15 protein-coding genes are annotated in these 20,716 nt (G+C 68.7%); 9 read left to right on the top strand and 6 right to left on the bottom strand.

Going from position 1 to position 20,716, the window contains the following annotated elements; genetic code table 11:
• The first annotated feature begins 1 nt into the window (after position 1).
• On the top strand, positions 2–685 hold the full coding sequence (locus tag A5775_RS13960; protein WP_067253154.1) for a hypothetical protein: 684 nt from the start codon (positions 2–4) through the stop codon (positions 683–685).
• 3 nt (positions 686–688) lie between these two features.
• Here the strand turns inward: A5775_RS13960 and A5775_RS13955 are convergent, their stop codons facing one another.
• Both A5775_RS13955 and A5775_RS13950 read right to left on the bottom strand, forming a co-directional pair.
• Positions 689–1,246 (bottom strand): helix-turn-helix transcriptional regulator, encoded by a 558-nt coding sequence (locus tag A5775_RS13955; protein WP_067253093.1) that lies wholly within the window; start codon positions 1,244–1,246, stop codon positions 689–691.
• The gene (locus tag A5775_RS13950; protein WP_067253091.1) at positions 1,243–4,299 is read right to left on the bottom strand and encodes an efflux RND transporter permease subunit; all 3,057 of its coding nucleotides are present in this window, start codon (positions 4,297–4,299) and stop codon (positions 1,243–1,245) included. Before A5775_RS13950 ends, A5775_RS13955 begins: the two co-directional genes overlap by 4 nt.
• A 340-nt stretch (positions 4,300–4,639) precedes the next feature.
• Here A5775_RS13950 and A5775_RS13945 point away from each other — a divergent pair, with 340 nt between their 5' ends.
• Positions 4,640–5,155: a hemophore gene (locus A5775_RS13945; RefSeq protein WP_067253089.1), complete on the top strand. Its 516-nt coding sequence runs from the start codon at positions 4,640–4,642 to the stop codon at positions 5,153–5,155.
• A gap of 108 nt (positions 5,156–5,263) precedes the next feature.
• Here the strand turns inward: A5775_RS13945 and A5775_RS13940 are convergent, their stop codons facing one another.
• The gene (locus A5775_RS13940; RefSeq protein ID WP_067253087.1) at positions 5,264–6,433 is read right to left on the bottom strand and encodes a TIGR00374 family protein; all 1,170 of its coding nucleotides are present in this window, start codon (positions 6,431–6,433) and stop codon (positions 5,264–5,266) included.
• A gap of 157 nt (positions 6,434–6,590) precedes the next feature.
• On the opposite strand from A5775_RS13940, the gene A5775_RS13935 reads away from it, so the two are divergent.
• Positions 6,591–7,733 (top strand): AI-2E family transporter, encoded by a 1,143-nt coding sequence (locus tag A5775_RS13935; RefSeq protein WP_067253085.1) that lies wholly within the window; start codon positions 6,591–6,593, stop codon positions 7,731–7,733.
• Between the two features lie 36 nt (positions 7,734–7,769).
• On the opposite strand, the gene A5775_RS13930 is transcribed toward A5775_RS13935, so the two are convergent.
• The 3 genes from A5775_RS13930 to trmB are packed head-to-tail and all read right to left on the bottom strand — an operon-like array spanning position 7,770 to position 12,161.
• On the bottom strand, positions 7,770–10,634 hold the full coding sequence (locus tag A5775_RS13930) for an MMPL family transporter (RefSeq protein ID WP_067253083.1): 2,865 nt from the start codon (positions 10,632–10,634) through the stop codon (positions 7,770–7,772).
• Positions 10,635–10,683: 49 nt separating this feature from the next.
• Positions 10,684–11,406: an NYN domain-containing protein gene (locus A5775_RS13925; protein ID WP_067253082.1), complete on the bottom strand. Its 723-nt coding sequence runs from the start codon at positions 11,404–11,406 to the stop codon at positions 10,684–10,686.
• Between the two features lie 14 nt (positions 11,407–11,420).
• On the bottom strand, positions 11,421–12,161 hold the full coding sequence (gene trmB / locus A5775_RS13920; protein ID WP_231995182.1) for a tRNA (guanosine(46)-N7)-methyltransferase TrmB: 741 nt from the start codon (positions 12,159–12,161) through the stop codon (positions 11,421–11,423).
• Between the two features lie 235 nt (positions 12,162–12,396).
• Here trmB and A5775_RS13915 point away from each other — a divergent pair, with 235 nt between their 5' ends.
• The 6 genes from A5775_RS13915 to A5775_RS13890 form a co-directional block, all read left to right on the top strand.
• On the top strand, positions 12,397–13,500 hold the full coding sequence (locus tag A5775_RS13915) for a hypothetical protein (RefSeq protein WP_067253079.1): 1,104 nt from the start codon (positions 12,397–12,399) through the stop codon (positions 13,498–13,500).
• Entirely contained in the window at positions 13,497–15,074 is a 1,578-nt protein-coding gene (locus A5775_RS13910; protein ID WP_197512565.1) for a hypothetical protein, read from the top strand. Before A5775_RS13915 ends, A5775_RS13910 begins: the two co-directional genes overlap by 4 nt.
• A 139-nt stretch (positions 15,075–15,213) precedes the next feature.
• A complete protein-coding gene (locus A5775_RS13905) occupies positions 15,214–17,040 on the top strand; it encodes a phosphoenolpyruvate carboxykinase (GTP) (RefSeq protein WP_067253075.1) in 1,827 nt (608 codons plus the stop codon).
• A gap of 135 nt (positions 17,041–17,175) precedes the next feature.
• Positions 17,176–18,705 (top strand): fatty-acid--CoA ligase FadD4, encoded by a 1,530-nt coding sequence (gene fadD4, locus A5775_RS13900; RefSeq protein ID WP_067253073.1) that lies wholly within the window; start codon positions 17,176–17,178, stop codon positions 18,703–18,705.
• 3 nt (positions 18,706–18,708) lie between these two features.
• On the top strand, positions 18,709–19,650 hold the full coding sequence (locus A5775_RS13895; RefSeq protein ID WP_067253071.1) for an enoyl-CoA hydratase/isomerase family protein: 942 nt from the start codon (positions 18,709–18,711) through the stop codon (positions 19,648–19,650).
• Between the two features lie 110 nt (positions 19,651–19,760).
• Positions 19,761–20,716, top strand: a 956-nt coding sequence (locus A5775_RS13890) for a 13E12 repeat family protein (RefSeq protein ID WP_067253069.1), incomplete at its 3' end; no start/stop codon positions are given.

Genomic DNA, 20,716 nt, shown 5'->3' with positions numbered 1-20,716 from the left:
GATGAGGAACATCTGGCGACTCTTCGCATTCGACGTCGCGGCACCGCTGGCCGCGATCGCCGCATTGGTGGCCATCGGGGCGGTGCTCGGTTGGCCGCTGTGGTGGGTGTCGGCCTGCTCGGTGCTCGTCCTGCTGATCGCCGAAGGTGTGCTGATCAATTTCTGGTTGCTGCGCCGCGATTCGGTCAGCGTCGGCACCGACGACGACGCACCCGGGCTGCGGTTGGCGGTCGTCCTGCTGTGCACGGCCGCCGTGGGGGCGGCCGTCGTGACCGGCTACACGCACTGGACGAAGACCGACCGCGACTTCACCGACGACTCCCGCAAGGTCGTGCAGATCGCCACCGGTATGGCGGAGGCCATGGCGTCGTTCAGCCCCACCGCCCCGACCGGTTCGATCGACCGGGCCACGGCCATGGTCGTCCCGGAGCACGCCGCCGCGTTCAAGGAGCAATACACCAAGTCGAGCACCGAGCTGGGCCAACACAACGTCACCGCGCAAGCCGACACGGTGTCGGCCGGTGTCGAGGCCCTCGGGCCGTCGGCGGCGAGTGTGGCGGTGATCCTGCGGGTGACTCAGAACGCGCCGGGCCAGCCACCCAGCCAGGCGGCGCCCGCCCTGCGAGTGACACTGACCAAGCGCGGCAGCGACTGGCTGGTCGCCGACGTCCTGCCGATCAGATGACGATCAGTTCGATTCGGTCGAGCGACCGGACTTGACCTTGACGAACCGATCCGACAATCGGCGGATCCGGATCATCAGCGCGGCTGTCGGGCTGGTGCTGCCGTCGAGGTAGCCACTCAGTTCCTCGGCGCTGACTCCGATGCGGGACGCGAATTCGTGCTGGGCGAGCCCGGAGCGGTCGATCAGCAGCCGCACGTGGCGAGCCACCTCGGCGCGCTCGTTGGCATCCAGGTGGGTGCGGGCGCGCTCGAGCACCTCCCACAGCGCCTTGGCGATGCCGTACGGCCGGGTGCCGTCGAGAACCTCCTCGACCTGGCGGGCCGTTCGCCCGTACGGGTCGCGCTTCAGCGCGCCGGCGATGCGCTTCCAGGTGGCGATGTCACCGCCCTGCAGTGCGGAACGGATGGCGGCGGTCGGCCAGAACTCCACCGGCTGGTCGAGGTCCGGAAGGGATTCGGACGGCCCCCCGGAGGGTCCATTGCCGCGGTTGCGCTGTTCCGGGGCCGGCCGGTGGGGCGGCGGTGGGGGGCTGAATTCGTTGCGGGCGCCCGCCAACGTCACCTCGCCTCCTCCAGCATCGCTACCGCCACGGACAGGCAGCGCTCCCTGATCCCCTCCCAGTCCGAGTTCGCGTCGACTTCCGACCCCTGGTCTTCCGGGTAGTCGCAGGGATCGGGATCTGCGAGTCGACGGACCAACTGGGTGGCGATCCATTGCCGCCTGGATGATTCACAACAGTAATACCTGTCCATTCCGGCCAGCACCACCGCAGCGGTCTCGGGCTCCAACGAATCGACCATGTCTGCAAAGTCGGCATAATCGCGGCGACTGTTACGGCACATGATCAGGTAGCCCTTGAGCCGCAGGGTCTCCGCGCCGGTGGGGACCAGCAACCGGTCGCCGGTGGGCAGCTGCACATTGGTGGTCTCCACCGGGCTGCGCCGCGCGTATTTCGGGCGGTCGGTGGCCCCCGCGGGCGCGGCGTCCGGGTCCGTCTCCAGTGCGTCGATGGCGACCGACAGCCGGCCCCGCCACAGCGTCACCGGATGAACGGGCCGGTCGGACCCGGCGATGGCTTTGGCGATCCCGTTGCGCGAGGCCAGCCCGCCGGCCAGCTTCCTGGTCCCCGAGGAACCGTTGGCGTGGCCGTTGGTGGCGGTCCTCTTCTCGCCCGAGGCCACCCCGACGGCGACCTTCTCCTCGCTCAGCGCGACCTGGTGGGGGATCTGCCCGGGCCCCAGGCCGCGGGTCCCTTCTTCGTCGGGGTCCGGCGATGCCGGGCGGCCGTTGCGCCCGCAGCCGCTGAAGGCCAGCGGATCGGTCACGCAGATGGCGTCGGGCGCCAGGTGTTTGAGCTTGGCGGCGGACTTGAGCACCATCCGCAGGTCCGCGTTAGGCACCACCAGCGCCGAGATGTCGTCCGGGATGACCACCACGTCGCCGAGGTCGACCTCCGGGAGCGGCCTGTCGAAGTCGACCGACGGCAGCACGCGGGACAGCCACGCCGGCAGCCACCAGTTCCACTGGGCGAACATCGCCATCAACGCCGGAACCATCACCAGCCGCACCACGGTGGCGTCCACGGCGATCGCGACCGCGCAGGCCACCCCGATCTCGGCCACCAGCGGCATGCCGGCGAACGCGAAGCCGACGAACACCGCGATCATGATCAGCGCCGCGCTGGTGATGGTGCGGGCGCTGGTGCTGACGCCGTAGGCCACCGCGTCACGGGTGTTACCGGAATGCAGGAACCGTTCCCGGATGCGGGTGAGCAGGAAGATCTCGTAGTCCATCGACAACCCGAAGGTCATCGCCAGCACCAGCGGGGGCACGGTGCTGTCGATCGAGCTGATCTGGGCGAAGCCGAGATCCTTCAGCCACCCCCACTGGAACACCATCACCAAACTGCCGTACGCGGCCGCGACCGACAGCAACGTCATCAGCACGCCCTTGAGCGCCAGGAACACCGAGTGGATGGACACCAACAGCATCACGAACGCGATCAGCGCGACGAAGCCCAGCACCAACGGCTCGGTCTTGGACACCTGGTCGTCGAAGTCTTTGATCAGCGCGGTCGGACCGCCGACCTCCACGCGTGCCGTCCCCAGCTCGGGGACCTTCGGTAGCTGCGCGCGCATCCAGCCGACGGTCTCGCGGGCCCGCATGTCCTCGGGATCGACCGTCAACACCGCCGACAGCAGCGCGCTGCCATTGTCCTCGGCGTATTGGGGCGGTGACACCGAGACGATGTTGGGTGCCTGCGTCATCCGCTGGCGGACGGCGCCGACGGTGCGGCTGTGCTCGGGCGAGGCCGCCCCGCCGTCGGGGAAGCTGACCAGCACCCGGATCGGGCCCAGCGCGCCCGGACCCAGCGCCTGGGCCGCCGCGGCGACGCCGGCGCGGATCTCGTGGGACGAGTCGAACTGGCGTAACAGGCTGTTGCCCAACACCATTGACGCCGCGGGTGCCGCCATCACGAGCAGCACCAGCGACGCCGCCAGCGCGGACATCCACGGCCGGCGCATCACCCATCCGATCCACCGGTTCCAGAACCGCGACTGGCTGCTTTCGGGCCGCCGCGACCAGTGCAGGAAGCCCGACCGCTTGGCGGCCGCCCGGCCGAACGTCGCCAGCGCCGCCGGCGTCAGGGTCGTCGACGTCAACATCGCGACGGCGACGGCCAGGATCGCGCCGGTCGCCATCGATTTCAGCGCCGGGGTGTTGATCACGTAGATCCCGGTGAGGGAGGCGACGACCGTAGCCCCGGACAACACCACGGCCAGCCCGGAGGTGGCCATCGCGGCGTCGACGGCCTCGCGCGGCTGGCGCCCCGTGCGCAGTTCCTCCCGGAAGCGCATCAAGATGAACAGCGAATAGTCCACGGCCAGCGCGATTCCGAACATCGACACCGTCGAGGTCACGAAGACCGACATGGTGGTGTACGCGGACAACAGGTAGACCAGGCCCATGGTCACCACGACCGTGCACACACCCAGCGCAAGCGGGATCGCCGCGGCGGCCAGCGAACCGAACACGGCGAGCAGGACGATCAAAATGACCGGGAGGTTCCAGCGTTCCGCGGCGGCGATGTCGTGCTTGGTGTTGGCGGCTGCGGCGGCGCTCAGTGCGCCCTGCCCGATGACGTAGAGCCGAACCCGCCCGTTGGCGGTCTGGCCGGGTTGATCGCCCTTGATGCCGACCCTCGTGCGGAGCTTCTTGGCGACATCGCTGGTGTTGCGGGAATCCAGCCGCACCGACAGTACGTACGGGCGGTCGGGTTGCGGCGGCCGCTGGGTGGGGTTGGGGATCTCCGAGGTGCCCGGGAGGTCGGCGGCGAGACGCCTCAACTGTGCGACCGCGTCGTTCATGTCCTGGTAGCTGGCGTCGGCACGGGGCGCGGCCACCAGTGCCAGCGACGATCCGCCCTGGTCGTGGTAGAGCTCCTCGAGTTCGTCGTGGACGGCCAGCGACTGGGAACCGGCCACGTCGAACCCACCGCCGGTGAGGTTGCCGGACTGCGTCAGCGCCAGGTAAACCGCCGGAACCAATGCCAGCAACCAGCCTGTGAAGACCAACCAGCGGTACCTACGCAGGCTGCGGCTAAGGCGCATCATTAACTGCTGGATTTTTCTCGCTCCCCGGTTCTCGCGTGACGCGTGCAGGCGACGATACCGGAGCACGCTGTGCTTTATGTGGGGTTATGTAGTTCCTGAGCTGCGGCGACACCGTCGTTGCCAAGAAGCTGCGAAGTCGTTGTGCACCGGTGATCAAGCGGGATCTCGGTCACATACGCAGTTCGGAGCTGGCAGGGGGATATCGGCGATGGCAGGATGTCGGTTGGCCTGCGGGGCCCCGGGGGATGCAGGGGGACCCAGCGATCGGTCGGGCCCACCATTGCAGCCGTTTGCGAGGCGCCGATTTGGGCGGGCCGCCGCAAACTGTAAGGGGTTATCCATGACGACAGGCAGCGCTGGACGGCGTCGCAGAATCTTCACCGGGCTGATCGCCGCCACCGTGCCCGGTGCCGCCCTCGCGGTGCTCGCCGGGCCGCCGGCGACCGGCGCGGGCGACCCGTGCGCGGCCAGCGAGGTCGCTCGGACGATCGGCTCGGTGTCCAAATCGATGGGTGACTACCTGGATTCGCACCCGGAGACCAACCAGACGATGACCTCGATGCTGCAGCAGCAGGCGGGACCGCAGTCACTGAACGGGCTGAAGTCCTACTTCGACGCCAACCCGAAGGTCGCCGGTGACATGACGTCGATTGCGCAGCCGCTGACCAACCTGTCGCTGCAGTGCAAGCTGCCGATCTCGATCCCCCAGGTGATGGGCATGATGCAGCAGGCCCAAGGCGCGGCCGGTGCGCTGCCCGGTAACCCCGCGGGCGTCCCGCCCGCCGCGCCGCAGCCGGCACCTCCCGCCGCGGCCAGCCCGCTCTCGGGCCCGCCGCGCGGAAACACCGTCGGCTAAGCCCGATGGTGGCGACCCGCTTCGTCCGGCTACGCCGCCCTCGCGATCGCCACTGAGCCCGATGGTGGCGACCCGCCTCGTCCGGCTACGCCGCCCTCGCGATCGCCACTAACTCTCGGTTTCCGGATTCCGGTCGGGCGGTAACGGCCCCTGCAGGGCGGCCTCCGTCGGGTCTGCGGAGGTCTCACTCGGCTGCGGCACGATGGGCAGCGGACCCGTGATCGGGTCGTCGTCGGAATCGGCGACGTTCTCGGTGCGGAACACGAAGAAGAACACCACCCAGCCGACCGCCGCGATGAGTAGCCAGCTGATCAGCCGGTAGAGCAGCATGGCCGAGATCGCGCTCGACAGCGACATTCCGCTCGAGACCAGCCCCGGCACCAGCACCGCCTCGACGACCAGCAATCCGCCCGGCATCAGCGGGATGGTGCCGACCGCGCGGGCCGCGGCGTAGGCGACGGTCAACCCGGCCACCGACGCGTGGTCTCCGGCAGCGTAGGCGGCGAACCCGAGGCAGGCGACGTCGGCGACCCAGTTGAACATCGACCACCCGAACGCCACCCCCAGGTCGCGCCGGCCCAGGCTCACCGACTCGAGCTGCATCAGCGTCTCGCGCCACTTGTCCAGGCCGGTGTCCGCGGGCCGGCCGCGCACCGAGTTGACCCACGCCAGAACCCGGCTGCCGATGCCTTCGATCAGCTCCGGGCGCGAGGCGACGGCCTGCGCCAGGAGCAGCAGTGCAACAAAACCGCCGAGCGTGAACAGCAGCGAGAACGGGTTGTTCTTCGCGCCCAGCAGGAAGGCGCCGCCCAACCCGAGCAAAGCCAATCCCACCGCCTGCAGCACACCCGACATCACCAGCTGCCACGACGCCACCACCGTCGAGGCGCCCCACAGCCGCTGCTGGCGGAACAGGAAAGTCGCCGACAGGACGGGCCCACCGGGCAGCGTGGTGCTCAGCGAGTTGGCGGCATAGAACGCGGCCTCCGAGCGCAACTGCTTGACGTGCACCCCGGCCGACTTGAGCAAGGTGCGTTGAATCTGAGCAAAGCTGTGCATCGACGCGGCCGCCGCCACCACCGATGCGAGCAACCACCACCAGTTCGCCTCGTACAGGCTCTTCCAGGCTTTGGCCAGCTGATCCCAGCCCAGGGAAACCTCGACGGCAAGCACGACGGCAACCATGCCGAGGATCACCCACCGCACCCACCAGTACTTCCCGCGCGGGGTCTGTTCGCGCGGGAAGTCGAGATGGCGGGCGGCTGCGTCGTGCGACACGTGATTTAGGGTAACGGTGCAGGTGGCGCGGCGATCGCCGCGCGCCGCCGACTGTGTCGCCGTCGTAACCGGATCGTGCCGGCTCCGACGGTTGCGCGCGACGCGCGGGCACCCCGGAACAGGTTTCTCGCAGCGCCGCGGCGGATACGCTGGCCAGATGTCAGCAAACGTCGACGATGCGTCGGTCGAACCCGTAGTACGCAAGACCGCCGCGTGGGCGTGGCGGTTGCTCGTCATCCTGGCCGCCGCGGTCGCCCTGTTGTGGGTGGTCAAGAAACTCGAAATCATCGTCGTTCCGGTGCTGGTGGCGCTGTTGTTGAGCGCGCTGCTGGTGCCGGTGGTCGACTGGCTGGACCGGCGGGGCTTACCCCGCGGCGGCGCGGTGGCGCTGGTGCTGCTGGCCGGCTTTGCGATCCTGGGCGGCATCCTGGCTTTCGTCATCCTGCAGTTCATCGACGGTCTGCCCGGCCTGACCGAACAGGTGACGCAGAGCATCGAGTCGACCCGCCGGTGGCTGATCAACGGGCCGGCGCATTTGCGCAGCGAACAGATCGACAGCGCGGGCGATGCCGCGATCGAGGCGCTGCACAACAATCAGGCCAAGCTGACCAGCGGCGCGCTGTCCACCGCGGCCACCGTCACAGAGCTCGTCACCGCGGCGGTGCTAGTGCTGTTCACGCTGATCTTCTTTCTCTACGGTGGACGCAACATCTGGCAGTACGTGGTGCAGGTCATCCCGGCCGACGTCCGCGACCGGGTGCATGAAGCGGGCAACGCCGGATACGGGTCGCTGATCGGGTACGTGCGCGCCACCTTCCTGGTGGCCCTGACCGACGCGGCCGGGGTCGGCGCGGGCTTGGCGATCATGAGTATCCCGTTGGCGCTGCCGCTGGCTTCCCTGGTGTTCCTGGGCGCCTTCATCCCGCTGATCGGTGCGCTGGTTTCGGGTCTGCTCGCCGTGGTGGTCGCGCTGCTGGCCAAGGGCATCGTGTACGCGCTCATGACGCTGGGTGTGTTGATCGCGGTCAACCAGGTCGAGGCCCACCTGCTGCAGCCGCTGGTGATGGGTCGCGCGGTCTCGATTCATCCGCTCGCCGTGGTGTTGGCCATTTCCACCGGCGGCGTGCTCGCCGGGATCGTCGGCGCGCTGCTGGCGGTCCCGACGGTCGCATTCCTCAACAATGCGTTCCAGGTGCTGCTGGCGCCGAACCCCGAGGCGGAGGCCGAAAAACAGACCGAGGAGGCGGACGAGAAGAACGCCATCCTGCAGGCCGAACCGGACAAACCCGCGGACGGGTGAGGCGCTACGCCTTTCAGAGGGCGCCGAGGCGCTTCCTTATAACCGTCCCTCGCGGCGCAGCAGATCGGCGGCGGACAGCCCCTCGCCGGCGCGGCGCCGCTGCCGCGCCGGGTCGCCGTTCTCGCCCTGGCCGCGGGAGTTCACCTGCTCTTCGGCGGTGTCGCCTTTGGTGTCCTCGGAATGGCTGCCGGGGACGGGGATGGCCCGCGTCTGATCGTCGGACGGCGGCGCCGCCTGGGGCCGCTGCGGTGCATGCGGGGGCTGCGGTGCGGGGCGCGGGTCGGCCGCCCGGCCGGGGGCGCCCGGGCCGCCCTGCGCGGTGAAACGTGTGGTCTTGGCCTCGGTCGGCTGGCCGGGGCGGGCTGGGATGCGGGTGGTGTCCACGCTGTCGTCGGCCCCTGCGGGCGCTGTCGCTGTGCTCGAGGACGGTTCCTTGGCGGGCCTGGGCTCCGGCGGGGCGGGGGCCGGTCCGGGGCGCGCCGGTCGGGACGGCTCCAGTGGCGCGGGATGGGTGGGGTCGTGCGCTGGACGGGGTGCCGCGGCGACCAGGCTGGCCGCCACCGGCGGCCGCGCGGGCCGCCCGTTGAGCGTCGGCCGCTTGCGCTCGTCGGGCAGGTCGATCTCGCCCAACCCGATCTTGTTCTGCAGGCGCCGGGCCCAGCGCGGAGCCCACCAGCAGTCGTCGCCGAGCAACTTCATCACCGACGGCACCAGGAACATCCGGACGACCGTCGCGTCCAGCAGCAGCGCGGCCATCAGACCGAACGCCAGATACTTCATCAACACCAAATCGGAGAACACGAACGACCCGGCGACCACGGCCAGGACCAGCGCGGCGGCCGTGATCAGGCGCCCGGTGGTCGCGGTGCCGATCCGGATGGCCTCGGCGGTCGACATGCCGCGTTCGCGGGCCTCGACCATGCGCGAGACCAGGAACACCTCGTAGTCGGTGGCCAGACCGAAACCGACGGCGACAACCAGCGCGATCACCACCACCATCAGCGGGGTTGGCGTGAAATTCAGCACCCCCGACAAGTGACCGTCGACGAAGATCCAGGTCAGGATGCCCATCGTCGAGCCCAGCGTCAGTGCGCTCATCACCGCGGCCTTGACAGGCAACACCACCGAGCCGAACGCCAGGAACATCAACAGCATGGTGGCGCCGAGCAACAGCACCAGCATCAGCGGAGCCTTGTCGAACAGGCTGTGGATGCTGTCCTGTTCTAGGGCCGGCGTGCCGCCGACATAGATGTTCAGCCCCTTCGGGGGGTTTATCGCCCGTAGTTCGGTGATCTTCTTGGCAGCGTCATTCTTGTGGACGAGGCCGTTCTGGATCACCCGCACCGAGCCGTCCTTGGGCACCGTCGTCCCGTTCGGGCCCGCGACGCACGGGTTGCCGGCGATGGTCGGGCAGGCCCGCTCCTCCCACGTCTTGTCGGTGAACCCGCCGATCGACGAAATCCTGTTGCGGATGTCGGCCACTTGCTGATCGGTGACCTTGCTGTGGTTGTCGCTCTGGATCACCACCGTCAGCTGCTCGGTGCGGTAGCCGGAGAATCGCTTGTCGAAGTGTTCCTGCGCCAGGCGCACGGCATTGTCGGGCGGCAGGTACTTCTCGCTCATGCCCCCGAACGACAGATTGCTCAGCGGGATGACCAGCAAAATCATGCCGACGGCGATCGGGATGGCGAACGCCAATGGCCGCTTCATCACCCAGTTGACCAGCTTGCCCCAGAAGCCGGCCTCGACCTCTTCGCGGGTCTTCGTCTTCTGTAGCCGGTCGGCGAGCCAGTTCAGGTAGGCACGCGAATACTTCCAGTTGCGCAGGAACGGCACCCGGAATGCGGTCCGCACCCCCAGCGCGTCGACATGGCGGCCGAGGATACCCAGGCACGCGGGCAGGAACGTGATCGACAGCAGCGCGGCAAGCCCCACCGCCGCGAAGATCGCGTAGGTCAGCGAATGCACGAAGCCCTGCGGTAACACCAGCAGGCTGGCGCTCGACGCGATGATCAGCACCGCCGAGAACGTCACGGTCCGACCGGCCGTCATGACGGTTCTTCGCACCGCGGCCTCGGTGTCGTAGCCCTCGGCGATCTCCTCCCGGAACCGGCTCACCACGAATAACCCGTAGTCGATGGCGATACCCAGGCCGATCAACGAGACCACCGGCTGGGCGAAGAAGTGCACCGGCCCGAACAGGGAGACCAGCCGCAGGATGCCCAGCGAGCCCGCGATGCTCAGCCCGCCCACGATGGCCGGCAGGCCTGCGGCAACCGCGCCACCGAACACCAGGAACAACACGACCGCCACCAGCGGCACCGCGAGGACCTCCATGCGGCGCTGGTCGGTGGCGATGGTGCCCGTCAGGGCGTTGGCGATCGGCTCGAGGCCGGCCAGCTCCACGTTGCCGCCGCCGAGCTTCTGCAGGTCCGGCGCGATGGCTTTGTAGTTGTTGAGGATGCTGTCGTCGTCGTCGCCCTTGAGCGGGATGGACACGAACGTGTGCTTCTTGTCCTCGCTGACCATCCCCTTGATCACCGGGTTGTCGCTCTCGGGCGCGGCCAGCCAGCCGGCCCAGCCGACGACCTGGTCGGGATGATCGGCCTTGAACTTGTTGAGGTCGGCGACGATTTTGCCGCGCCACGCAGGGTCATCGACCGTTTTCCCGTTGGGAACGGTAAAGGTGGCCACCACGTGGCTGGTGCGGTCGCGCCCGTAGGTCTCATCCCCCAGCACCGAGGCCTTGACGGATTGACTGCCGTCGTCGTAGAAACCGCTCTGTGTAACATGCTTGCCCAGGCTGATTCCGAACACGCCGCCGAGCAGACACAGAGCTACCGTGACCCCGATCACGATGTACCGATACCGGTACACAGTTCGACCCCACCAGGCGAACACGCAAGCTCCTTACTGGATCGTCAACGACCCGCGCACTGGTTTTCCAGTGTCACACACGCGCGGTCAACAGCGCGGACAGCGGCCGGAACGGCTGGAGCCACGCACCCTGATCAGGCAGCGAATCTAGGCCGATCCGCGGCAACGGTTCCCGGAAGACGCCGGCGATGTCCTCCAGATCGACGAAGTCCAAGGTATCCGACGCTAGCGCCCAACTCGCATGTTCGCGAAATCCGATCACCTGGACGCTGATTCCGGTTCGGGCGATCTCCTCCAGTGGTTGGCGAAATGCTTGACCGTCGGCCGAAGCCACCACCACAGCCGCCAGCCCTTCGGTGCGGCGCAGTTCGATATGGGCCAGCATGTCGCGGTCGACGTCGCTGTCTTCGTCGATCTTCGGCTTGGCGAATACCGCGAACCCCACGTTCCGGAGGGCGTCCACCCAGGGCCGGACGACCTCGGCGCTGCCCGGCGCGATGTTGGTGAACACGGTGGCCTCGGGTTCGACCACGACGCCGGGGCGGTCGGCGCTGACCTCGGCCGTGCGCGACAGCAGCCAGCGCCCCAGGGCGTCGAACCGCGGGCGTTCCAACGCTGTCGGGCGGCGGCCCAGGATCGAGCCCAGGCCCATGTCGAGGTTGGGGGCGTCCCAGACCAGCAACACGCGTCCGGCCGGGGGCGAAAAGTCGCCGAGGGTCCCCACGTCATCACCGGACAGCACCGCCGGCGGCGCGACGGGTTCCGCCCCGGCGGTGGTCGCTTCAGTCAGGCTCATAACTCATCGCCTATTCATCGTCTAAGCCATACGAACTCGGTGACGGCGCTGCCCGCTTCTTGGGCTTTGGTCTCGTACTTGGTGGTCGGTCGAACGGTCGAGATGGGCAACGGGCTGCCGGGATCGGCCCGGTGCAACCGGGACTCGCCCGCGCCGACGGCAGCGATGTGCTCGGCGTAGCCGGCGTGGTCCGTCGCAACGTGCAGGACACCACCAGGGAGTAGCCGGTCGGCTATCAAGCCAATCGTGCCCGGCTGCAGGAACCGGCGCTTGTGGTGGCGCGCCTTGGGCCACGGATCGGGGAAGAAGACGCGGACCCCGGTCAGCGACGCGGGCGCGATGAGCCGCTGCAGCACCTCGAGCGCGTTGCCGCGGATCAACCGGATGTTGCTCACGTTGTCGCGGTCGATCGCGCACAGCAACTGCGCCAGCCCCCGCCGGTAGATCTCCACCGCGATCACATCGACGTCGGGTTCGTCCTTGGCCATCGCCAGTGTCGATATGCCGCTGCCGCAACCGATTTCGAGCACCAGTGGTGCGCGGCGCCCGAACCATGAGCGGGTGTCCAGCGGCGGTTCGGCGCCGTCGGGCTCCTCGGCGGGGACGCCCACCGACAGGCCGAGCTCGGGCCAGCGCCGCTCCCACGTCTGGCGCTGGGCATCGGACAGGGCGGATCGTCGTGACCGGAACGCCGTGGCCGGGAGGTAGCGCTGGTCGGGGCGGCCCGATTCTTCGATCGGCGAGTCGGCAGCCATTGCCACCCCGTGCTGCGCATGCATTTGTCCATGGTGGCCTATAAACCCGGGATGTAGCCGCCCCTGGTCCGGATTGATACCCAACAGTTGCCTTCACCTGGTAACTGATAAACGGTGGCTCGCATCTTGGTGACGTGGATGCCACCATTCGGTGGGACCGTCCGGCGCCGGCGCTGCACCCAGTAGCGGCAAAGCCGATCGGACGATCGGGTCATTCGGACCGAACAGGCGGGATATGAGGGGACAAGGACACCAGATTTTCGTCGACGAGCTGGCCCGGTTTGCCGACGGCCTCGCCGACCCGTGCGTGACGGCGATCGCCCGGCGAACCGCCGCACCCCTGCGCGTGGTGGTTCGCGGCCGCCGGGGGGTCGGCCGCCGCACGGTGGCACGCGCCCTGGACCGGGCGGGCAGCCCATCGGGAATCGCGGCGGACATCCAGGTGAGCGCGGCGGTGCCCGCCCGCGGCGTCGACGCGGTGGTCTACGTGGTCGCCGAGGTGGTCAAGCCCGAGGACGCCCATGCCATCGCGGCCGCCGAGCACCCCGTGGTGGCGGTGCTGAACAAGGCCGATCTGGCGGGCTCGCTGTCGGGCCGCGGCGACGGGCCGGTCGCGGCCGCGCGGGCGCGGTGTACCGATCTGGCTGCGCTGATCGGTACACCTATGGCACCGATGATCGGGCTGCTCGCGGTCGCGCTCGACGAGCTGGACGACGCTGAAGACCACCCGCTGTGGGGGGCGCTACACGCCCTCGCCACCCACCCCGGCGGCGCCTGCCTCGACGGCTCGGTTGCCGGGTTCCTGGCGGCGGACGGGCCGGTGCCCACCGGCGTGCGCCGGCGCCTGCTGGACACCCTGGACCTGTTCGGCACCGCGCTGGCGGTTGCCGCGATCCGCCAGGGCAGGAGTCGGGCGCAGGTCCGCACCCTGCTGCGCAGGATGAGCGGCGTCGACGCCGTCGTGGCCAAGATCGGCGCGCTCGGCGCCGAGGTGCGCTACCAGCGGGTGCTCGGGGCCGTCGCGGAATTGGAGGCGCTGGCCGTCGCCGGGGACGCGCTCGGCGAGCAGATCAGCGGCTTTTTGTCCCGCGACGACACAGTGGTCGCCCGGATGGCGGCCGCCGTGGATCTGGCCGAGGCGGCCGGGCTGGACCCGGGCGAAGCCGGGCCGGCCGTCGATCGCGACCCGTCCGCGCACCTGCCGCGCGCCGTGCGGTGGCAGCGCTACAGCCGTGCCTCGGCGAGCGAACTGCACCGCGCCTGCGGCGCGGACATCGCCCGCGGATCGCTGCGGCTGTGGTCGCAGGCCTGTGCGTCACTGCCGGGGGAATCCTGGTGAGCGGCAAGGGAAGCGACGACCCGGTGGCACAGGTGGACGCGCTGGTGGCGGCCGTCGCGCCGGATCTGGATCCGCCGGCTATTCACCGCTGCGACGTCGTGCTGGTGACCGGGCCGTGGATGGCCGGGGTCAGCGCGGTGGCCGCGGCGCTGCAAGAACGGGTGCCGCAGCACAAGTTCGTGGAATCGACCGACCTGGGACCCGGCGAGGTGCCGATGGCGGTCGTATTCGTCGTGTCCGCGGCGGCCCACCTGACAGCCTCCGACTGCGCCTTGCTGGACGCCGCGACCGAGCACACCGACGCGGTGGTGGGGGTGGTGTCCAAGATCGACGTGCATCGCGCCTGGCGTGACGTCGTCGCCGCCAACCGCGACGCGTTGGCCGCGCACGCGCCCCGCTACGGCCGGGTGCCCTGGGTGGGCGCGGCGGCGCTGCCCGATCTGGGTGAACCGGACGTCGACGACCTGGTCGGCGCCGTCGCGGCGCAACTCGACGACCCCGACCTCGACCGGCGAAACAGGTTGCGGGCGTGGGAATCTCGCCTACAAACGGTCAAGCGGCGGTTTGACCGCGACGTCGAGGGATCCGGCCGCCGGGCACGGGTCGAGGCGCTGCGCGAAGAGCGCAGCACCGCGTTGCAGCAGCGGCGTCAGGCGAAGAGCGAACGCACCATCACGCTGCGCGGCCAGATCCAGCAGGCCAGGGTGCAGTTGTCCCACACCGCGCGTAACCGCTGCGCGACGGCGCGCACCGAACTGCAGGAACACGCGGCGGGATTGTCGCGGGGAAACATGTCCGGCTTCGAAGCGCACACGCGTGCCCGCCTCGACGAGGTGGTGGCCGAGGTCAGCGACGGCACCGACACGCAGTTGGCTGACGTCGCGCAGGCGGTGGGTGTGCCGATGGACCTGCCGGCGCTCGAGAAGCTGCCCGAGGTGGACGTCTCGGCGCCGCCGCTGAAGTCGCGCCGGCAGGAAACCTGGCTGATGATCCTGCTGGGCGTCGGGTTCGGGCTCGGGGTGGCGCTCACGCTGAGCCGCCTGATGAGCGGAGTGGTCTCGCGGCTCAACCCCGCGCTGGGCCCCGCACTAGAAATAGTCGCGGCCGTGGTGTGCGTGGCGATCTCGGTGGCCGTCACCTTTCTGGTGATCAACATCCGCGCGCTGCTGCATGACCGGGCGTTGCTGGACCGCTGGGCGGGCGAGGCGACGTCCTCGCTGCGGTCGGTGGTCGAGGAACTGGTCGCCACCCGGGTGCTGGTCGCGGAGTCGGTGCTGAGCAAAGCGTTGCTGGCCCACGACGAGGCCGAGAACGCGCAGGCGTCCGCCGCCGTCGGCGTCATCGACACCGAACTGCGCGAGCACACCCAAGCCGCCGCGCGGGCCGCGGCAGCGCGAGATCGCGAGATGCCCGCGGTCACCGCCGCGCTGCAGGCGGTGCGTGCAGAACTCGGAGAACCGGGTATACAACCGGCTGAAAGTCCCGCCGAAGATGTCGGTGGTGACGAAACCGAAAAACCCGCTTCGAGGAGCGAAGATGCCGACCCGTCGGGAGCTTCTGAATCGTTGTTGTGAGAAGGCTTATACCTGCCCGAGACTTCCCCGACAAGTTCCTCACGATAACCTGTAGTTAACGCCACCAAGTCCTTAATTATGTGGGCGACGGCATACCGAGCAACACAAGCCCGATACGCAACGAATCCAGGAGAGTTCGATGACCTCAGCGACCATTCCCGGTTTGGACACAGCACCCACGAAGCACCAGGGCCTGCTGTCATGGGTGCAGGAGGTTGCCGAGCTCACCCAGCCCGACCGGGTGGTATTCGCTGACGGCTCCGACGAGGAGTTCAACCTACTGGCCACCAAGCTGGTCGAGGCCGGCACCCTGAAGAAGCTGAACGAGAAGAAGCACCCCAACTCCTACCTGGCGCTGTCCGACCCGTCCGACGTGGCCCGGGTGGAGTCACGGACCTTCATCTGCACCGAGCGGGAGAGCGGCGCCGGGCCGACGAACAACTGGATGGACCCGTCCGAGATGCGGTCCATCATGACCGACCTGTACCGCGGCTGCATGCGGGGCCGCACGATGTACGTGGTGCCGTTCTGCATGGGTCCGCTAGGCGCCGACGACCCGAAGCTGGGTGTGGAGATCACCGACTCCGAGTACGTCGTCATCTCGATGAAGGTGATGACCCGGATGGGCAAGGCCGCGCTGGAAAAGATGGGCGACGACGGGTTCTTCGTCAAGGCGCTGCACTCGGTCGGGGCGCCGCTGGATGAGGGCCAACAGGACGTGCCGTGGCCGTGCAATGACACCAAATACATCACCCACTTCCCGGAGACCCGCGAGATCATGAGCTACGGCTCGGGCTACGGCGGTAACGCGCTGCTGGGTAAGAAGTGCTACTCGCTACGGATCGCGTCGGCGATGGCCCACGACGAGGGCTGGCTGGCCGAGCACATGCTGATCCTCAAGCTCATCTCCCCGGAGAACAAGGCGTACTACTTCGCGGCGGCGTTCCCGTCGGCGTGCGGCAAGACCAACCTCGCGATGCTGCAGCCGACCATCCCGGGCTGGCGCGCCGAGACGCTCGGCGACGACATCGCCTGGATGCGATTCGGCAAGGACGGCCGGCTCTACGCGGTCAACCCCGAGTTCGGCTTCTTCGGAGTCGCACCCGGCACCAACTGGAAGTCCAACCCCAACGCCATGCGCACCATCGAGGCCGGCAACACCGTCTTCACGAACGTGGCCCTCACCGACGACAACGACGTGTGGTGGGAGGGCCTCGAGGGCGACCCGCAGCACCTGATCGACTGGAAGGGCCGCGACTGGACGCCCGAATCCGACGAGAAGGCCGCCCACCCCAACTCGCGCTATTGCACGCCGATGTCGCAGTGCCCGATCCTGGCGCCGGAGTGGGACGACCCGCAGGGCGTGCCGATCTCGGGCATCCTGTTCGGCGCCCGCCGCAAGACCACGGTTCCGCTGGTGACGCAGGCTCGCGACTGGCAGCACGGCGTGTTCATGGGTGCCACCATGGGCAGCGAGCAGACCGCCGCGGCCGAGGGCAAGGTCGGTACTGTCCGCCGCGACCCGATGGCCATGCTGCCGTTCCTGGGCTACCACGTCGGTGACTACTTCCAGCACTGGATCGACCTGGGCAAGAACTCCGACGAGTCCAAGATGCCGAAGGTGTTCTTCGTCAACTGGTTCCGTCGCGGCGACGACGGCGGCTTCCTGTGGCCGGGCTTCGGCGAGAACAGCCGCGTGCTCAAGTGGATCGTCGACCGCATCGAGCACAAGGCCGGCGGCCAGGACACCCCGATCGGCATCGTGCCGAAGGCCGAGGACCTCGACCTGGACGGGCTCGACGTCAGCAGCGACGAGGTGGCCCAGGCGCTCGCGGTCAACGCCGCCGAGTGGCGCGAGGAACTGCCGCTGATCGAGGAGTGGTTCGAGTTCGTCGGCGAGAAGCTGCCGACCGGCGTCCGCGACGAGTTCGAGGCGCTCAAGCAGCGGCTGTCCGAAGCGGGCTGATCAGCCGGCCCACGGCGCTCTACTTAGCTGCATTATGGCTGGCGACGGGCATCGCGCGCCGGGATCGACGCAGAAACTCGCCGTGCCCGCCCACCACTTAACACCCGTCAAGTTTGGCGGCGGTACAGTCTGCGCATGCAGATCCGCCCCTATATCGGCGCCGACAAACCTGCTGTCATCCTGTACCCGTCCGGGACCGTGGTCACTTTCGATGACCTCGAGGCCCGCGCCAACCGATTGGCGCACCGGTTCCGCCAGGCGGGTCTGCGCGAGGGTGACACGGTCGCCATCCTGATGGAGAACAACGAGCACATCCACGCGGTGATGTGGGCGGCTCGTCGCAGCGGTTTGTACTACGTGCCGATCAACACCCACCTGACGGCGGCAGAGGCCGCCTACATCGTCGACAACAGCGCCGCCAAGGCGATCATCGGCTCTGCCGCGCTGCGCGAAACCTGCGCCGGCCTGGCCGAGCATCTGCCGCGCGGGTTACCGGAGCTGCTCCTGATCGCCGCCGAGAACGGGGACGCCGACCTGCCGGGCTGGGAGCGTTACCCGGAATGCGTTGCCGGCCAACCGGACACCCCGATCGATGACGAAATCGAGGGCGACCTGCTGCAGTACTCGTCGGGAACCACCGGCCGGCCCAAGGGCATCAAGCGCGAATTGCCGCACGTTCCCCCGGCCGAGGCGCCGGGCATGATGTCGGCGCTGGTCGGTTTCTGGATGACACCCGATTCGGTCTATCTCAGCCCGGCGCCGCTGTACCACACCGCGCCGTCGGTGTGGTCGATGAGCGCGCAGGCCGGCGGCATCACCACCGTGGTCATGGAGAAGTTCGACGCCCAAGGCTGCCTTGATGCCATCGCGCGCCACCGGGTCACGCACGGGCAGTTCGTGCCGGCGATGTTCACCCGAATGCTGAAACTGCCTGAGCAGGTGCGTCATTCGTATGACCTGCGCAGCCTGCAGCGGGTGATGCACGCGGCGGCGCCGTGCCCGGTGGAGATCAAGAAGCAGATGATCGACTGGTGGGGGCCGATCATCGACGAGTATTACGCCTCCTCGGAGGCGCACGGGTCGACGCTGATCACCGCCGAGGATTGGCTGGCGCATCCGGGTTCGGTCGGCAAGCCCATGGGTGGCGCGGTGCACATCCTCGACGAGAACGGCAACGAGCTGCCGCCGGGCCAGGCCGGCGAGATCTACTTCGAGGGCGGGTATTCGTTCGAATACCTCAACGACCCGACGAAAACCGCGTCGTCCCGCTCCAAGCACGGCTGGGCCACCGTCGGTGACATCGGCTACCTTGACGACGAGGGCTACCTGTACCTGACCGACCGGCGCCACCACATGATCATCTCCGGCGGGGTGAACATCTATCCGCAGGAAGCCGAGAACCTTCTGGTCACCCACCCCAAGGTGATGGATGCGGCGGTGTTCGGTGTTCCCGACGACGAGATGGGTCAGCGCGTCACGGCGGTTGTGCAGACCGTCGACCCCGCGGATGCCACCGACGCGTTCGGCGAGGAACTCCTGAGCTGGCTGCGGGATCGATTGGCGCACTACAAATGTCCGCGATCGATCGCCTTCGAAGCGCAGCTGCCGCGCACCGACACCGGCAAGCTCTATAAGAATGGGCTGATCGAGAAGTACTCGGTGTGACCGATGCTCCGGGTGGTCGACCTGTCGAGCGCGCCGGAGGACGGCCCGGCGTCGCCACCCGGCGTGATCGTCGCCGCCGGCTCGGCCGCCGACATCGCTCGGGCCGGATCCTGGCTTGACGCAGCAACTTTCACCCTGACCGAGGATACCTGCGCCGACCGGCGCGTCATCACCGTCGATTCCGTGTCCGATGCGCTCGGTGAGCTGACCGAACGCTGTCGACGGTGGCCGCACGCCAGCGGGATCTGCGACGACGTGCTGCGCGCGGTGGACCCCGGCGGGCCGACGCTGTCCGGGGTGGTGACCGAGTCGTTGGGGTATTCGACCCTGCAGGCCGGCCCGGAGTTCGCGCGGTGGCTGCGGGAGCGCGGCCCGGTCCGCATGCCCGACATCGCCGACCCGGTGCAGTCGCACCGCGACGGCGACATCGTGCGCATCGCGTTCAACCGGCCGCAACGCCACAATGCGTTCTCCACGGACGCGCGCGCCGCCCTGTTGGATGCGCTGGCCGTCGCGCAACTGGACCCCTCGGTGACCGGCATCGTGTTGAGCGGCAACGGTCCATCGTTCTGCAGCGGCGGCGATCTCGCCGAATTCGGCACCTTCGCCGACCCGGCGGCCGCCCACCTGGCCCGCACCCGCCACAGCCCCGCCCTCGCGCTGGATGCGCTGACCGCGCGGCTGGGCCGGGCGTGCCGGGCCGAGGTGCACGGCCGGGTGCTGGGCAGCGGACTGGAGATGGCCGCGTTTTGCGGGTGGGTCACCGCGCGCGACGACGCGGTATTCGGTCTACCCGAATTGGCGCTGGGGCTGATTCCCGGCGCCGGCGGCACCGTCAGCGTCACGCGCCGGATAGGGCGTTGGCGCACGGCATATCTCGTACTCTCCGGCCATACCATCGGCACCGCAACCGCGCTGGCGTGGGAGCTGGTGGACGAGGTCTAGCGGGCAAGGTTACGGATATCGAAAACGTATAGCGAAATCCCTTGTGTCACTGTGGTTTCAGCGGTCACAATACGGGGTTTTTTGTCGGTGGGTGTCGATAGTTTCGCGGTATGAGTTCGGGCGGCATCATCGATCGGGACGCGATCAGCGCGGCCTTCGATGCCCTCGATGCCGCGGTCGATGGTGTCGGGGCGTGGTGTTTCGACGCGTTGACGCCCCGAGAGTGCCTGGCGCTCTTAGAGCGCTGCGAAAAGATGCGCCGGCGGCTGCCGGTGCCTGAGCATCAGTTGATCAATCACCTTGCCCGCCAAGCCAGCCCCCAAGAGCTCGGCGGAAAACTGGCTCACGCGATCGCCAACCGGACGCGGATCAGCCATGCCGAGGCCTCCCGGCGCGTCAACGACGCCGCCGCTTTGGGCCCACGCCACGGCCTCACCGGTGAACCGCTGCCCCCGGTCCTGGCCGCCACCGCCGCCGCCCAACGCCGCGGTGAACTCGGCGCCGGCCACGTCGTGGTGATCCGCACGTTCTACCACCGCCTTCCCGGCTGGATCGATGGGGCCACCCGCGAACGCGTCGAAGCCGACCTGGCCGGCCACGCCACCCACTACCGGCCCGAAGAACTCGACGGCCTGGCCCACACCCTGCAAGACTGCCTCAACCCCGATGGCACCTTCACCGACGAGGACCGCGCCCGCCAACGCGCCCTGACCCTAGGCCGCCAACAACCCGACGGCATGTCGGCGCTGCGTGGGCTGATCACCCCCGAGCTGCGCGCCACCCTGGAAGCCGTGGAGGCCAAACTGGGTGCGCCGGGCATGTGCAACCCCCACGACGACGTGCCGTGCATCGACGGCACCCCCAGCCAAGACGCCATCGATCGCGACACCCGCTCAGCGGCCCAGCGCGGCCACGACGCCCTGCTGGCCGGGCTGCGCGGCCTGCTGGCCTCCGGAGAGTTGGGTCAGCACAACGGGCTGCCGGCCTGCATCATCGTGACCACCACCCTGGCCGAACTGGAGGCCGCCGCCGGACGCGGCCTGACCGGTGGGGGCACCATCGTGCC

It is taken from the genome of Mycobacterium sp. 852002-10029_SCH5224772, assembly GCF_001667315.1.
Taxonomy (GTDB): domain Bacteria; phylum Actinomycetota; class Actinomycetes; order Mycobacteriales; family Mycobacteriaceae; genus Mycobacterium.
The sequence above is the reverse complement of the archived record's forward strand: the minus strand, read 5'-3'. Positions and strand labels throughout refer to the sequence as shown.

Bases quoted from the DNA above. Each gene is read 5' to 3' on its own strand.
- fadD4 (WP_067253073.1), top strand. From the start codon at position 17,176: ATGCAGATCCGCCCCTATATCGGCGCCGACAAACCTGCTGTCATCCTG.
- A5775_RS13935 (WP_067253085.1), top strand. From the start codon at position 6,591: ATGTCAGCAAACGTCGACGATGCGTCGGTCGAACCCGTAGTACGCAAG.
- A5775_RS13915 (WP_067253079.1), top strand. From the start codon at position 12,397: ATGAGGGGACAAGGACACCAGATTTTCGTCGACGAGCTGGCCCGGTTT.
- A5775_RS13945 (WP_067253089.1), top strand. From the start codon at position 4,640: ATGACGACAGGCAGCGCTGGACGGCGTCGCAGAATCTTCACCGGGCTG.
- trmB (WP_231995182.1), bottom strand. From the start codon at position 12,161: ATGGCTGCCGACTCGCCGATCGAAGAATCGGGCCGCCCCGACCAGCGC.
- A5775_RS13960 (WP_067253154.1), top strand. From the start codon at position 2: ATGAGGAACATCTGGCGACTCTTCGCATTCGACGTCGCGGCACCGCTG.
- A5775_RS13895 (WP_067253071.1), top strand. From the start codon at position 18,709: ATGCTCCGGGTGGTCGACCTGTCGAGCGCGCCGGAGGACGGCCCGGCG.
- A5775_RS13925 (WP_067253082.1), bottom strand. From the start codon at position 11,406: ATGAGCCTGACTGAAGCGACCACCGCCGGGGCGGAACCCGTCGCGCCG.
- A5775_RS13950 (WP_067253091.1), bottom strand. From the start codon at position 4,299: ATGATGCGCCTTAGCCGCAGCCTGCGTAGGTACCGCTGGTTGGTCTTC.
- A5775_RS13905 (WP_067253075.1), top strand. From the start codon at position 15,214: ATGACCTCAGCGACCATTCCCGGTTTGGACACAGCACCCACGAAGCAC.